Origin of the sequence: Burkholderia sp. 22PA0106 (assembly GCF_047497155.1) — a bacterium.
GTDB lineage: Bacteria > Pseudomonadota > Gammaproteobacteria > Burkholderiales > Burkholderiaceae > Burkholderia.
Genome location: NZ_CP163163.1, coordinates 1,631,592 through 1,646,031 on the forward strand (window position 1 = coordinate 1,631,592; position 14,440 = coordinate 1,646,031).

The 14,440-nt window shown below is 68.0% G+C and carries 11 protein-coding genes; 4 read left to right on the forward strand and 7 right to left on the reverse strand.

Features of this window, described 5'->3' with window-relative positions:
* Position 1: 1 nt before the first annotated feature.
* The 4 genes from AB4850_RS22230 to AB4850_RS22245 all read right to left on the reverse strand — a co-directional run bounded on the left by AB4850_RS22230 (position 2) and on the right by AB4850_RS22245 (position 5,602).
* Positions 2–1,090, reverse strand: coding sequence for an LLM class flavin-dependent oxidoreductase (locus AB4850_RS22230; RefSeq protein ID WP_414445141.1), 1,089 nt, complete (start codon positions 1,088–1,090; stop codon positions 2–4).
* A 31-nt stretch (positions 1,091–1,121) separates the two neighbouring features.
* Positions 1,122–2,633 (reverse strand): aldehyde dehydrogenase, encoded by a 1,512-nt coding sequence (locus tag AB4850_RS22235; protein ID WP_414445142.1) that lies wholly within the window; start codon positions 2,631–2,633, stop codon positions 1,122–1,124.
* Positions 2,634–2,660: 27 nt separating this feature from the next.
* A complete protein-coding gene (locus AB4850_RS22240) occupies positions 2,661–3,644 on the reverse strand; it encodes a flavin reductase (RefSeq protein WP_414445143.1) in 984 nt (327 codons plus the stop codon).
* Between the two features lie 122 nt (positions 3,645–3,766).
* Entirely contained in the window at positions 3,767–5,602 is a 1,836-nt protein-coding gene (locus AB4850_RS22245; RefSeq protein WP_414445144.1) for a helix-turn-helix domain-containing protein, read from the reverse strand.
* Positions 5,603–5,744: 142 nt separating this feature from the next.
* Here AB4850_RS22245 and AB4850_RS22250 point away from each other — a divergent pair, with 142 nt between their 5' ends.
* From AB4850_RS22250 to AB4850_RS22260, 3 genes are all read left to right on the forward strand, one after another.
* Complete coding sequence (locus AB4850_RS22250; RefSeq protein WP_414445145.1) at positions 5,745–6,335, forward strand: amino acid synthesis family protein; 591 nt, start codon at positions 5,745–5,747, stop codon at positions 6,333–6,335.
* Between the two features lie 78 nt (positions 6,336–6,413).
* Positions 6,414–7,358, forward strand: a complete 945-nt coding sequence (locus AB4850_RS22255) for a 2-hydroxyacid dehydrogenase (RefSeq protein ID WP_414445146.1) — start codon at positions 6,414–6,416, stop codon at positions 7,356–7,358.
* 165 nt (positions 7,359–7,523) lie between these two features.
* Positions 7,524–8,684, forward strand: coding sequence for a porin (locus AB4850_RS22260; RefSeq protein ID WP_414445147.1), 1,161 nt, complete (start codon positions 7,524–7,526; stop codon positions 8,682–8,684).
* A gap of 44 nt (positions 8,685–8,728) precedes the next feature.
* Here AB4850_RS22260 and AB4850_RS22265 read toward each other — a convergent pair whose 3' ends face one another.
* Positions 8,729–9,028, reverse strand: a complete 300-nt coding sequence (locus tag AB4850_RS22265) for a hypothetical protein (RefSeq protein ID WP_414445148.1) — start codon at positions 9,026–9,028, stop codon at positions 8,729–8,731.
* Positions 9,025–10,074: a LacI family DNA-binding transcriptional regulator gene (locus AB4850_RS22270; protein WP_414445581.1), complete on the reverse strand. Its 1,050-nt coding sequence runs from the start codon at positions 10,072–10,074 to the stop codon at positions 9,025–9,027. Before AB4850_RS22270 ends, AB4850_RS22265 begins: the two co-directional genes overlap by 4 nt.
* A gap of 796 nt (positions 10,075–10,870) precedes the next feature.
* Here AB4850_RS22270 and AB4850_RS22275 point away from each other — a divergent pair.
* Positions 10,871–12,961, forward strand: coding sequence for an arabinofuranosidase catalytic domain-containing protein (locus AB4850_RS22275; protein ID WP_414445149.1), 2,091 nt, complete (start codon positions 10,871–10,873; stop codon positions 12,959–12,961).
* A gap of 113 nt (positions 12,962–13,074) precedes the next feature.
* Here AB4850_RS22275 and AB4850_RS22280 read toward each other — a convergent pair whose 3' ends face one another.
* Positions 13,075–14,370 (reverse strand): O-acetylhomoserine aminocarboxypropyltransferase/cysteine synthase family protein, encoded by a 1,296-nt coding sequence (locus AB4850_RS22280; protein ID WP_414445150.1) that lies wholly within the window; start codon positions 14,368–14,370, stop codon positions 13,075–13,077.
* Positions 14,371–14,440 lie beyond the last annotated feature (70 nt).

The following is a 14,440-nucleotide window of genomic DNA, read 5'->3' on the forward strand; positions in this document are numbered from 1 at the left end:
CTCAGGCCCCCGCCGCGGTGGTGCTCAGGGCCGCGCCGGCGGCCGGCTCGCGCGCCGTGAAATGCGGCATCACCTCGTCGATGAACAGGCGCAGCGTTTTCATCTGGAGTGCGAACGGCAGGTTGAACGACAGGCCCAGGCAGAATTGATCGACGCCTTCATCTTCGTAGATCTTCAGCTTGCGGATCACTTCGTCGGGCGTGCCGAACATCAGGTTGTCGCGCACCGCCTGCGGATCGTAGTTGGCGCGGTTCGACACGGTTTCGTACGGCACCGCTTCCGGAAAGCCGTTGCGCACCGTGCCGATATTCTGCATCAGGTTCTCGAAGTAGCGGCCGTAGTCCACGCTGTGGCGCACCGCCGTTTCCCAATCTTCCTGGCGGTCGTACACGCAGGTGCGGCGCTGCATCATGAAGCGCGGGCGCGGATGCTCGGGGTGGTCGGCCACCGCCTTGCGGAATTTCTCGCCGAGCACCGACACCTCCGAGGCCGGCGCGGACAGCGGCGTCGACAGGATGTTCGCGCCGATCCCCACCGCCCAGTCGAAGCTCGCCGGATCGCGTGTGGCGACCCAGATCGGCGGATGCGGCTGTTGCAGCGGCTTCGGCACCGAGGTGGCGAGCGGGAATTTCCAGTAGTGGCCGTCGTGCTCGTAATCGCCTTGCCACAAGCTGCGCACGGCCGGCACCAGTTCCTTCATGTAGGCCACGCCTTCCTGCTGCGGCATGCCGCCGGCCATCCGGTCGAACTCGTACTGATACGCGCCGCGCGCGATGCCGAATTCGAGCCGGCCGTTGGTCAGGTGGTCGCACATGGCGGCTTCGCCGGCCAGCCGGATCGGCGACCAGTACGGCGCGACCAGGGTCGCGGTGCCGAGCCGGATCCGTTCGGTGTGCTGCGCAAGCCAGGTCAGGATCGTGAACGGGTTCGGCGAGATCGTGCACTCGATGGTGTGATGCTCGGCGGTCCAGAGCGTCTCGAAGCCGCCGGCGTCGGCCACGCGCGCCAGCGCGAGCAGTTGCGCGCGGGCGTCGGACATCGAATCGTCGGGAGAAAAGCGCTCCATGCTGAGCGATACGGCGAATTTCATGCTTGCCTCAAATCGGAAGAAGGTTGCGCGTTCAACGCAGACGAATCACGAACGGGTCGTGCATCGCGCCGGAGTAATCGAGAACCACGTTCTTCACGCGCGAGAACTCGCGCATCACCTCGAAGCCGCCGCGCCGGCCGTAGCCGCTGTGCTTGAGGCCGCCGTTCGACGACATGTAGGCCGCCGAGCGATAGGTGTTGATCCACACCGTGCCGGCGTCGATGTCGCGCGCGAAGCGCATCGCGCGATCGATGTCGCGGGTCCAGATGCCGGAGGCGAGGCCGTAGTCGGAATCGTTGGCCAGCCCGATCAGTTCTTCCTCGGTCGAGAACGGCACCACGCCCACCACCGGCCCGAAGATTTCCTCGCGCATGAAGCGCATCCGGTTGGTGGCGTTCGTGAGCACGGTCGGCTCGAAATACCAGCCGTCGGCCAGCTCGGCGGCGGCCGGCGTGCGCCCGCCGGCCGCCACCTTCGCGCCTTCCTCGATGCCGGAGGCCACGTAGCGCTGCACCTTGTCGAGTTGCGAGGCCAGCGCGAGCGGGCCGATGTCGGTGTCGTCGTGCATCGGGTGGCCGACCCGCACGCGGCGGGTGCGCTCGACCAGCGCCTCCACGAACTGGTCGTGGATCGACGCCTCGACGAAGCAACGCGAGCCGGCCACGCAGGTCTGGCCCGCCGCCGCGAAAATGCCCGACACCACCCCGTTGACGGCGCGCTCGATATCCACATCGCCGAACACCACGTGCGGCGATTTCCCGCCCAGTTCCATCTGGCACGGCACCAGGTTCTGCGCGGCGTTGCCGGCGATCTTGCGGCCGGTGACGGTGCTGCCGGTGAACACGTACTTGGCGATGCCGGGGTGGCGCGTCAGCGCATCGCCCGTGCGCACGCCGTCGCCCGTCACCACGTTGAACACGCCCGGCGGAATGCCGGCCTCGATCGCCAGTTCGGCCAGCGCCAGCGTGGAAGCGGTGGCGTGCTCGGACGGCTTGGCGACGATCGTGTTGCCGATCGCGAGACACGGTGCGAGCGTGCCGGTCAGCATCATCAGCGGCGAATTCCACGGGATGATCATGCCGACCACGCCGATCGGCTCGCGCAGGTTGAAGTTCAGCGTGTCGAGCTTGTTGACCGGAATCGTGTCGCCCTGCAGCTTGTCGGCCATGCCGCCGAAATACAGGTAGGAATCCGGAATGGCGCGCATCTGCACGCGCATTTCCTTGAGCAGCTTGCCGTTGTCGCGGCACTCGATCATCGCCAGTTCGTCGGCGTGCTCGAGCACCAGCTCGCCGAGCCGGCGCACCAGCTTGCCGCGCTCGGTCTGGGTCATGCGGCGCCAGCTCGGGTGCTTCAGCGCGGCCCGCGACGAGCGCACGGCGGCGTCCACGTCGGCTTCGTTCGATTGGGCGAACTCGTACCACGGGCGGGCCGTGGTCGGATCGAAGCTCGGGGCGTATTCACCGCTGGCCGGCTCGACGAAGCGTCCGTCGATGAAGTTGCCGATGCGCCGGCCTTGCAGGGTGTCGATGGTGGTATTCATGAAGTGTTCCGGAATCCTGTCGGTTCGTCACTGCGGCGCGCGCGCCGCCCACGGTTGAGCGGCGCCCACGGCCGCGACGCGTCCGCCGTCGTGGGCGCCCAGATAGATCGAGTAGCCGGCGCCGCCGGTGGTTTCGAGCACGAAGCGGCGCAGCATGGCGCGCATCTCGACCGATTCGATTTCGTCGTACGGAAGGTTCGCCATCGGAAACAGGCGGAAGCCGGGCGGCAGCGCCAGCGCGCCGCGCGGCTCGGCCAGGCGCGCCCGGTAGATCAGGTAGCCGGAGTCGTGGCCGTCCACGTCGTACACGGAATAGAGGAAGGTGTCGTCGGCCACCAGCGCCAGCTCGCCGCCGCCGGCCAGCGGCAGCCGGCCGTTGGCGCGCCGGCGCGGCGCGGTGGGCAGCACCCAGCCGCCCTTGCCGTCGGACACCAGCAGCAGATCGCCCTGCGCCTCGATCAGATAGCCCACGATCATGTCGTTCGACGACAGCCAGCCGGCCGGCAGCGGATCCTTGACTTGCGCGTAGCGGCCCCGGCAGAAGCCGAGCGGCGCGGCCGGGCTGGTGCCGAACGCCTGCACGCGGCCGATCAGGATCACGTGATCGCCGGCATCCACGCGGTCATGCATGGTGCAGTCGAACCACGTCATGCAGTCGGTCAGCACCGGCGCGCCGGTGTGCACCACGTCATGATTGACCGAGGCGAACTTGTCGGCCGCCTTCGAGGCGAACAGGTTCGATACATCGGTTTGCGCGTCGCCGAGCAGGTTCACCGCGAAGCGCTCGGCCGCCGCGAATGCGGGGTAGCTCGACGCGCCCTTGCCGACGCACACCAGCAGCAGCGGCGGATCGAGCGAGACCGAGGCGAACGAGTTGGCCGTCATGCCGCGCGGGCGGCCTTCGGCATCGATCGTGGTGAGCACCGTGATGCCGGTGACGAAGGTCCCGAACGCGCGGCGCAGCGCGATCGGGTCGAGGGTGTTGCGGATATCGGATACTGCCGCTTGCATGGCCATTCACCTCGAACAGTGTTGCGTTGAGATGAATGTATGTGGCGGAAATTGGGATGGCTTCCTGCGGAACGAAGGAGAAGGCGCGCCGATTCCCCTTCGGTCTGTCGGACGTCGCCGCGCTAATGGGCCTCGTGAGCCGCGTGGGTGGCCAAGCGGGCGGGGTGGCCGCCTTCGAGCAACTGATGCAGTTGCAGCGCGAGTTCGATCGAGAAGCGCCGTTCGGGCGTTTCGACGTCGATGCCGAACAGTTCGCCGATGCGCGAGAGCCGGTAGCGCAGCGTGGTGACGTGCAGGCCCATCGCGTCGGCGCAGGCCTGGCTGCGGCAGCCGTGGCGGATGTAGGTGGCGAGGGTATCGATATAGGAGGCGCGATGCTGCTCGTCGTAGGCCACCACCGGGCCGATCGTGCCGGCGATGAACGCGCGCACGTCCGACGAATCGGCCGCGCCGATCAGCATCGGCAGCGGGCCGAGGTCGGGCACGCTGAGCACGCCGGTCTTGCCGAACGCGCGCGCCACGCGAATCATCCGCCAGCAACGGTCCCATTCGTTGGCCAGCGCGTCGAGCCCGGCCACCAAATCGCCCGCCACCAGCGTCGGCTCGCGGCCGAGCAGCGGCACCAGCGCCGCGCACAGCTGGCGCGAGAACGCCGCCACCGCCGCCGGGCTGCGCGCCGCCGCCTCGGGCAGCAGGCACACCAGGCCGCTGCCCACCGTGACCGGATGGATCGTCAGTTTCTGTTGCGCGGCCAGCAGCGTGGCGATCCGGTGGCACTCGTGCGAGCGGTCGAGCGCCGCGCCGTCGCGTGCCGGATAGTCGATCACCAGCAGCCGGCTCGGCGCCGCCAGCGCCACGCCCAGGCGGCTCGCGCGCGCGAGCAGGTCCTGCTCGTCGCGCCAGCGGCGCTCGACCACCTCGAAGAACAGTTCGGTCAGCGTACGGTTTTCGGAACGGAAGCGGATCACGCCGCGCATCAACTGCACGCTCATCGCGAACTTGGCGTTTTCGATCGCCACGGCCCGCAGTTCGCCAAGCTCGCCCGGTTCGCGATCGCCGAAGCCGAAACCGAGCAGCGCGCCCACCGTTTCGCCATCCACCAGCAGCGGCTCGATGTCGGCATGCAGCGCCGCGCCCGACGGCAGGTCGAAACGCACGCGCCGCAGCGCGCGCCGCTCGATCGCCTGCTGCACGTCGGCGCGGATCTGCAGGCCGGTGTCGCCGTCGAGCAGCGCGCGCCAGCCGGCTTCGTCGAGCGCGGCGTCGGGCGAATGCGAGGCCATCATCTCGCCGCCGTAGAAATCGATCACCAGCAGCGGCGCTTCCAGCAGGTCGGCCAGCATGCGCGTGAGCGTGGCCATCGAGCCGCCGGCCAGCACCTCCTGGAGCATCGCGCCCTGCACGGCGGCGATCCGCTGCATGCGCTCGGCGGCCGCGCGCTGGGCGCGCTGCTGATGGGCGCGCTCGATTGCGATGGCGCCCAGGTGCACGATGAATTCCATGAACGCGAGCAGCTCGGGCGGCAGGTCCACCACCTGCCGCGACGACACCGACAGCACCATCGGCCGGCCCTCGATGTCGCGGCTCGCCATCGGCAGCACCAGCACGGTGCGGTAGCCGCGCTCGGGCGCCTCGCGCCGGTAGCCGAGAAATTCGGTGGTTTCGAGCGCATCGCGGATATACACCGCCTCGTTGCGCTGCAGCGCCACCAGCGCCGGGCTGGTGGCCAGCTCCCAGCGGTCGGCCAGCGGCTTCTTGAGCAGGGTGGGGTCGCGCCGCGCGATCACGTGCGCGTAACCGTGCGCGCTGTCGACGCTCATGATCGCGCCGATATCCCAGCCGCCGTGGCGGCATGCCAGCTCGATCACGCTGTTGAGCAGCGCATCCGCTTCGGCATCCGTACTGATTCGGCTCGCAATGTCGCGCAGCGACGACATCAGCGCCAGCGTGTCAGGCATCGAGACCTCCCTTGGGTTGTGACGGACTATACGACTTATCGCAGTGTCAAAAAAGTCGGGCTTCCGCTGAATCGGAGGAAGACGCTCGATTTCACGCTACATAGGATTCGCTCCATCGTCACTGACCCGATGGAGAACGCAGATGAATACCGAAGTTCGCAAGATCGCCACGTTTGTCGAAACCCTGATGATCGAAGGCGGCAAGCCCGCGGAGCAGCCCATCACCACGGTGGTGGTGGCCGCCGTGCTGCGCAACCCGTGGGCCGGCAAGGGCTTTTGCGAGGATCTGCGCCCCGAGATCCTGCGGCTCGCGCCCGCGCTCGGCAAGGAACTGACCAGCCGCCTGGTGGCGCTGATGCCGGCCGAACGCGTGCAGGCCTACGGCAAGGCCGCGGTGGTGGGCGTAAACGGCGAGATCGAGCATGCCTCGGCGCTGATCCACACGCTGCGCTTCGGCAACATGTTCCGCGAGGCGGTGAACGGCACCACGTTCCTGAGCTTCACGAACACGCGCGTCGGCCCCGGCGCGATGCTGTCGATGCCGATGATCCACAAATCGGCCACCGGCCAGCGCTCGCACTTCCTGACGGCAACGTTTCAGATTGCCGACGCGCCCGCGCCCGATGAAATCCTGATCGCGATCGGCGCGGCCGACGGCGGACGCGCGCACCCGCGCATCGGCGACCGCTTCACGGACATGGCCGAAATGGACGAAGAGAAAGCGCAGGCCTGAGCCTGCTCCGCGCCCGGCGCCGCGCCATTGGATGACGCGGTCCCGGGCGGTTTCCTCCTACTTTGCGGTTTCGATGCCATGTCCGACGTCATCACGCTGATCACCCGCCTGCCGGCTGATCAGGAATCCGAATATCTTGCCGCGCTGGCGGCGGCCATGCCGGACGAAACCGTCGTGCCGTTCCGGCAGGCCGACGCGGTGCAGCGCGCGCGCAGCACGATTGCCGTGGTCGCGCGCCCGGATCCGGCCGAGCTGGCCGCGCTGCCGAAGCTCGCCTGGATCCAGAGCCTGTGGGCCGGCGTCGAGCAACTGGTGGCCAGCCTGCCGCCCGGCGCGCCGCCGGTGGTGCGGCTGGTCGATCCGGAGATGTCGCGCACCATGGCCGAGGCCGTGCTGGCGTGGACCTATTACCTGCAACGCGACATGCCGGCCTACCGCGCGCAGCAGCAGGCGCGCGACTGGCTGCAGCGCCCGTACCGCAAGCCGGCCGATACGCGGGTGGGCATCGTCGGGCTCGGCACGCTCGGCGCGTGCGCGGCGGCACGGCTGATCGAGGCGGGCTTTCGCGTGGCCGGCTGGAGCCGCACGCCGAAGCAGGTCGAAGGCGTGCAGGCCTGCCACGGCCCCGACGGGCTGATGCGGATGCTGGCGGGCAGCGACATCGTCGTGTGCCTCGTGCCGCTGACCGACGCCACGCGCGGCCTGCTCGATCGCGAGCGGCTCGGCGCGATGAAGCGCGGCGCGGCGCTGATCAATTTTTCCCGGGGGCCGGTGGTGGCGACGCGCGACCTGCTCGCCGCGCTCGACACCGGCCACCTGTCGCATGCCGTGCTCGACGTGTTCGACGTCGAACCGCTGCCGGCCGCCTCGCCGCTCTGGGCGCATCCAGCGCTGACGGTGCTGCCGCATGTGTCCGCGCCCACCGACGTGGCCACTTCGGCAGCCGTGGTCGCGGCCAACGTGGCCGCCTATCGCGCCACCGGGCGAATGCCCGACGCGGTCGATCGATCGCGCGGCTACTAGGCCGGCAGCAAGACCCGTAGTCAGACCCACAGTCAGAGCCGCCTTACCGGCAGTTCCCGCACGAAGCTTCCGCGCCGTCACGTCGAGCGCGCGGATTCGTGCTGCCGAATGTTTTCGATGGCTTCCGTTTCGCTTCATGTCACACCACACCACCCAGGGGAAATCATGAGATTTGCAGCACGATGGACGGCGGCAGCCGTGTTGTTCGGCGGCACGGCCGCGGTGGCGCACGCGCAAAGCAGCGTGACGCTGTACGGCATCATCGACGAAGGCCTGAACTTCACGAGCAACGCGCGCGGCAAGGGCACGTTCCAGATGAAGAGCGGCGACACGCTCGGCAGCCGGTGGGGCCTGAAAGGCGTCGAGGATCTCGGCGGCGGCTACCGCGCCGTGTTCCAGCTCGAGAACGGCTTCGACGTGAACAACGGCGCGCTGAAGCAGGGCGGGCGCGAGTTCGGCCGCCAGGCGTGGGTTGGATTGCAGTCCGAACGATTGGGCACGGTGAGCTTCGGGCGCCAGTACGACCCGACCATCGACCTGTGGAGCGGCTACACCGGCGCGGGCGGCGTGAGCGGCGACGTGGCCTCGCATCCGTTCGACAACGACAACGCCGACTTCGATTTCCGCGTGAACAACTCGGTGAAGTACGTGTCGCCGACGTTCGGCGGACTGAAGGCCGAGGCGATGTACGGCTTCAGCAACGATCCGGGCTTCGCGAACAACCGGCTCTACAGCGCGGCCGTGCAGTATCGCGCGGGCGGCCTGAGCGCGGCGCTCGGCTACCTGCGCACCGACGCGGCCGGTTCCGCCGGCTCGGCCAACGGCGCGGTAGGCAGCGACGCGGCGTTCAGCGGCTCGTCGGAGCAGAACATCGTGGCGGGCCTCAGCTATACGTTCGCCACCGCGAAGATCGGCGTGTCGTATTCGCATGTGGACGTGTACGACCCGACCGCCAGCGCCTATATCGCCGCGGCTGCCACGCAGCCGGTAGGCGGGCGCTGGCAATCGTGGAAGTTCGACAACTATGAAGTCAACGGCAAGTACTGGATCACGCCGGCCCTGTGGCTGTTCGGCGCTTACACGTTCACCGACGCGCGCCTGAGCGCCAACATCGGCACGTACCAGCCGAAGTGGCACCAGTTCTCGCTGATGGTGAACTACGACATCAGCAAGCGCACGGCGCTGTACGTGCAGGGCATGTATCAGCACGTGGTCAGCGCGCACACCGGCACGGCGTTCGACTTCGCGACCACGCCGGCCTCGGCCGGCGCGTCGTCGGGCGAGAACCAGACGCTGGTACGGCTCGGCATGATTCACCGCTTCTGAGCGCGGTGCGGCCTGAGCCGGCTCGGTGTCGGTTCAGTGCCGACTCAGTTTCGACTCAGGCACGCGGCGATCGCGATCCACAGCGCCGCGCTGGCCAGCAGCGCCCATCTCGCCTCGGCGGTCGAGCCGTCGGGGCGAGGCGAGCGCAACAGCAGCGCCAGCGAAACGAGCCCGCCGTGCAGGCTGATCACGGCCGTCAGCAGCACACCGAAATAAAGGACCAGGCCGCCCTCGCTGAACGTGGCGTGTTGCGCCGCGCGGGTATCGACCACACCATAGGCGATCAACCAGCCTGCCTGCGCCAGCAGGCCGAGCGCCTGCGCGATGCGGTGATAGCGTTTCAACGCGACGCGCTCCCGTCCGTGCCCGCCGCCTCGGCGAGATTGCGCACCGAGCCGCGCTCGACCAGCGGCCCGTCCAGCTTGACCGCATGGCGCCGCACCGGCACGCCGGCCGCACGGTTCTGCTCCTCCTGCATCAGCATGTCCACGGCCCAGCGGCCCAGCTCGTAGTTCGGCAGCACGATGGTCGAGAGCGGCGGATGCGTGTGGCGCGCGATTTCCTGGTCGTCGTAGCCGATCACCGACACGTCGCCCGGCACGCGCAGCCCCCGATGCTTGACGGCCTCGATCGCACCGAGCGCCATCAGGTCGTTCGCGCAGAAGATCGCCGTGGGCGGCTGCGGCTCGCGCAGCAGCGACAGCGTCTGCTCGAAGCCCGCGCCGGAACTCCAGTCGCCTTCGCGCACCAGTTCCGGCGCGTACGGAAGGTCGGCCGTGGCCAGTGCCGTGCGATAGCCCTTCAGGCGATCGCGCGCCGCATCCTGCCACGGCTCGCCGTTGATATAGCCGATCCGGCGATGGCCCGCGCGCAACAGGTGATCGGTGGCCAGTTGCCCGCCCGCCACTTCCGACGGCACCACCGACGACAGCGCGCCATCGGCGCTCGTGCAATTGAGCAGCACGGCCGGCACGTTCAGCAGCGCGGGCGGCAGCGTGACCTTGCGTGTGTAGACGGTGGCGTAGATCACGCCGAGCAGGTTCGGCAACGCCAGCACTGCATCGAGCACCTGGCGTTCGATGTCGGCATTGCCATGCGTGGAGTACACGGCAAGCATCTTGCCTTCGACATACGCGCCGTCGCGTGCGCCATCGATGCTGACCACCGGGTGCGGGCTGGTGGAAATCTCGTCGGCCAGATAGACGATCAGGTCGCGCTCGCCGCCGTGCGTCATGGCCGGCACGCGCGTCGCGAAGCGATAGCCGAGCGCGGCGGCCACTTTCAACACCTTGTCGCGCGTCGCGTCCGAGAACTTGGTGCCGGCCGCGTTGTTGAGCACCAGCGAGACGGTGGATTGCGACACGCCGGCCTGCTTGGCGATGTCGGTCATGGTGGGGCGGCGTTGCGTGGCGCGCTTCATGAGAACCGGTGCGGCATGAACGAACGCGGCCAGCCGGACGGCTGCCGCTGCATCGATACGATCATCGATGAACCCCGTAACGAATTAATATTATTAGTCATAGATACCCCCGAGCATCGAGCGTGGCGCAGGGCCGTGTCCGACGCGTTCATCACGTTAACGCAGCCGCGCAGGCCACGGCCATCACCGACCCTCGTCGTGGCGTCGAAACGACGAATCCACGCATGATCCAGGCCCGGTCCACGATTCCAAGCAGGCCGCCGGCGATAGTCGTGCCAGGTGCGACTACGGGATTATCCCGACTCGTAAAGTCGGCACATCAGGAAATATTATTACCAACAAATATCGCTAGAACATATCGCCTACTACGTTGATCCGCGGCACCGCCCGGACATGGAGACAAGGATGACAAGCCGTGGCAAGCGGCACGCTGCCGTCACGCCGCCGCAAGGCGGAGCGGCAGCACACACCGAACACAGCGCGCGGCGGCCGGAGAGGGGGCTTGACGGCCAGGCGCGCAGCAAGGGAACGCCGCCGGCGTTCCTGCCTTCCCGCATCCGTTTCATCGACTGACCCGATTCGATCGCCGCCGTGCCTCGCGCCGCTCGCCCTGGTGTTCGCACCGGGCGGCGTGCCGCCTCGCGCCGGTCGTCCGCCTGAAGAAAATTCATCAGTAGTGCTTGCAAGTGTGTGAAGTGGCATCGCGTATCGAATATTTCGGAAAACTTATCAATACACAACGTTTGATCGGACGGAGGGTAGGGTTATGTTGAAGCGAAGCGAATTGGGCCTGGCGGCAGCGGCGGTCATGACGCTGGCGTTGGCCGCCTGTAACGGCGATTCGGACGGCGGCGTGTCGCAGTCCCTCAAGCAGAACCCGCCGAGCGACAGCTCGGCCAGCGGCGCGGCCACGTCCGGCAACGCGGCCGCGGCCACCGCAGCGGCCTTGCCGTGCGACGCGCTGGCCTCGGCCGGCACGGCCTGTTCGGCCGCGCACAGCGTCACGCGGCTGCTGACCAAGAGCTATGCCGGCCCGCTGTTCCGCGTGCTGAACCTCACCAGCAACGCGCAAACCAACATCTTCCCGTACGCGGCCAATTCGGGCGTGGCGGCGAACCTGGTCGGCACGACCAACCTCGACACGCTCAAGCGGGCCTGCGGCAGCGACGCGAGCGGCTGCGTGGTGGACCTGATCTACGACCAGATCGACCTGGTCGCGCCGCTCCAGTCGTCCGGCAAGTACGGCAACGTGCCGGCCACGCTGAACGTGCTCAACAATCAGGCGCAAACCTTGACGATCACCGCCACCGGCCAGAGCGTGCCGGTCACCGCCGGCTTCGCGCAACTGCCGCTGCCCAACGGCACCAAGCTGACGGTGCAGGTGCATCGCCCGTCGGTCAATTTCCCGAGCCTGCTGAACAACCCGACGCCGACCAATCAGGCGATCACGGTGGGCAACGACCTGCCGTTCGCGGGCGACAAATCGCCGTCGACCATCCGGCTCGTGTCGTTGCCGGGCGGCCGGACCACGGTGGCGCTCGACATCCAGGCGCGGCAGTCGTATCGCAACCGGATCGGCACGGTCAACCAGTCGATCGGCGACACGGAGATCGCCGAATACATGGTCAACGGCGCGACGCTGCCGTTCGGCTCGACCTCGGCCTGCTGCGGCACCTACGGCAACATGGAAGACAACTCGAGCGGCCAGTTCCAGGGCAGCGGCACGGTCGCGCCGTCGGGCGGCACGATCCCGGGCGACTCGGTGCTGGTGGATACGAACGGCAGCAAGGGGCAGATCGAGGGCATGATGTTCGGGCTGTCGTATTCGAGCGGCAATGCGGCCGTGTTCGGCTACGGCCCCGGCTACAAGAACGGCGGGCCGACCTATTCGGCGAACAACACCGGCGTGAACTGGCCGGGCGTGGATGCCGAGGCGGGCGTCTATCTGTATGGGCCGAAGCAGCCGCTGACGGCCGACTTCGTCACGGTGCTGGCGAAATACTCGCCGCAGGGCCAGGCCAACCGCTTCTCGGTGAAGGGCGGCGACGCGGCGGCCAGCGCGCTGACCTCGTTGTACGACGGCGTGCCGCCCGAAGCGGTGGATTTCTTCAACGACACCGGCCACCACCTGATCGGCCGTTGGGAAGGCGGGCTGTCGCTGGGCGAGGGCGGCGACGCCTCCGATGCGCCGATCACGTTCTATGAAGGCGCGATCGTCACGAAGATGAGTTCGGACAAGGCGGACGACGCGGTGCAGACCAGCATCCAGGGCTTCTACGGCCCGTCGGTCGACACCACGGCCGCCGCCTGCCAGACCAACAACCTCGTCACGCAACCGCTGTCGCTGGCCAGCACCTCGGCGTGGTTTACCGGCAGCGGCGGTTCGGTGATCGGTCTGACCACCGATATTTCCGGCAGCACCAATCACGCGGCGGTGATCGGCAACGCGAGCGGCAGCCCGTTCGCGCAGATCAACCAGTGGGTCAAGGTGCAGGGCGGCCAGCGCTACACGTTCAGCGACTACCTGCCGGCCACCTCGGGCGAGACGATCTTCCCGGCGTTCTCGGTGCAGACCGACGACAGCAGCGGCACGGAGTTCGCCACCGTGGTGAACACCAATAACGGCACGGTGGTGCCCGGCTCGTGGGGCTCGCCGAACACCCAGCTGGCGGCCACCAAGGTCGGCAACTGGTGGAAGGTCAGCATGACGTTCACCGCGCCGGCCGGCTCGTCGAACGCGCATCTGTTCCTCGATCCGCGCACGTCGAACGCATCGGGGGCGCGCGGCAACCAGAACGTCAACGACGATCTGTCGGCCACGCACTACTGCCCGAGCCTGTCGATCGCGAGCAACTGATCGCGCGGCGTACCGCTCAGGCAGTCGATCGGGCAGTCGATCGGGCCGCCACCGTCGAAGGTGGCGGCCCGATCGTTTCGGGGTCCGTATTGCGTGCGCTCGGGCGTGCGCGCTCAGGTGCGCGCCAGCGCCTGATCGAGATCGGCGAGCAGGTCGTCGATATGCTCGATGCCGATCGACAGGCGCACGGTTTCCTCGCTGACGCCGGCCTTGCGCAGCTCGTCGGGCGAGAGCTGGCGGTGGGTGGTGGAGGCGGGGTGGGTGGCGAGCGATTTGGCGTCGCCGATATTGACGAGCCGCGTGAACAGTTGCAACGCATCCTGGAACGCCGCGCCGGCCGCGCGGCCGCCCTTGACGCCGAACGTCAGGATGCCCGGCCCGCGCCCGCCCAGGTAGCGCTGCGCCAGCGCGTGATCGGGATGCTCGGGCAGCCCCGCGTAGTTGACCCACTCGACGCGCGCGTGCTGCTTCAGGAAGCGTGCGACCCGCAGTGCGTTGTCGGTGATCCGTTCGAGGCGCAACGCCAGCGTCTCGATGCCTTGCAGGATCAGGAACGCGTTGAACGGCGAGATTGCCGCGCCGGTGTTGCGCAGCGGCACCACGCGCGCGCGGCCGATATAGGCGGCCGGCCCGAACGCCTCGGTATACACCACGCCGTGATAGCTGACGTCCGGCTCGTTCAGGCGCGGGTAGCGCGCCTTGTGCTCGGCCCACGGAAAGCGGCCCGAATCGACGATCGCGCCGCCGATGCTGGTGCCGTGGCCGCCCAGGTATTTCGTCAGCGAATGCACGACGATGTCGGCGCCGTGCTCGATCGGCCGCAGCAGGAACGGCGAGGGCACCGTGTTGTCGACGATCAGCGGAAGGCCGTGGCGGTGCGCGATATCGGCCAGCCTGGCGATATCGACGAGGTTGCCGAGCGGGTTGCCCACCGATTCGACGAAGATCGCCTTGGTGCGCGCATCGATCAGCGGTGCGAACGATTCGGGCTCGCGCGGATCGGCGAAGCGGGTCTGGATGCCCGACAGCGGCAGCGTGTGGGCGAACAGGTTGTAGGTGCCGCCGTACAGCGTGCTGGCCGACACGATGTTGTCGCCGGCCTCGGCGATGGTTTGAATCGAATAGGTGACGGCCGCCTGCCCCGAGGCCAGCGCCAGCGCCGCGATGCCGCCTTCGAGCGCGGCCACGCGCTGCTCCAGCACGTCCTGGGTCGGATTCATGATGCGCGTGTAGATATTGCCGGGCACCTTGAGGTCGAACAGGTCCGCGCCGTGCTGCGTGTCGTCGAACGCATAGGCCACCGTCTGGTAGATCGGCACCGCGACGGCGCGTGTCGTCGGGTCGGGCCGGTAGCCACCATGCACGGCCAGCGTTTCGAGACGCCAGGCCGGTTGTTTCGGTTCAGTCATGTCGCCACTCCGCATCGTCGGTATCGGACCCAGGGCGGTCCAATCTCGGCATCGATTCTAGGATGCGAGC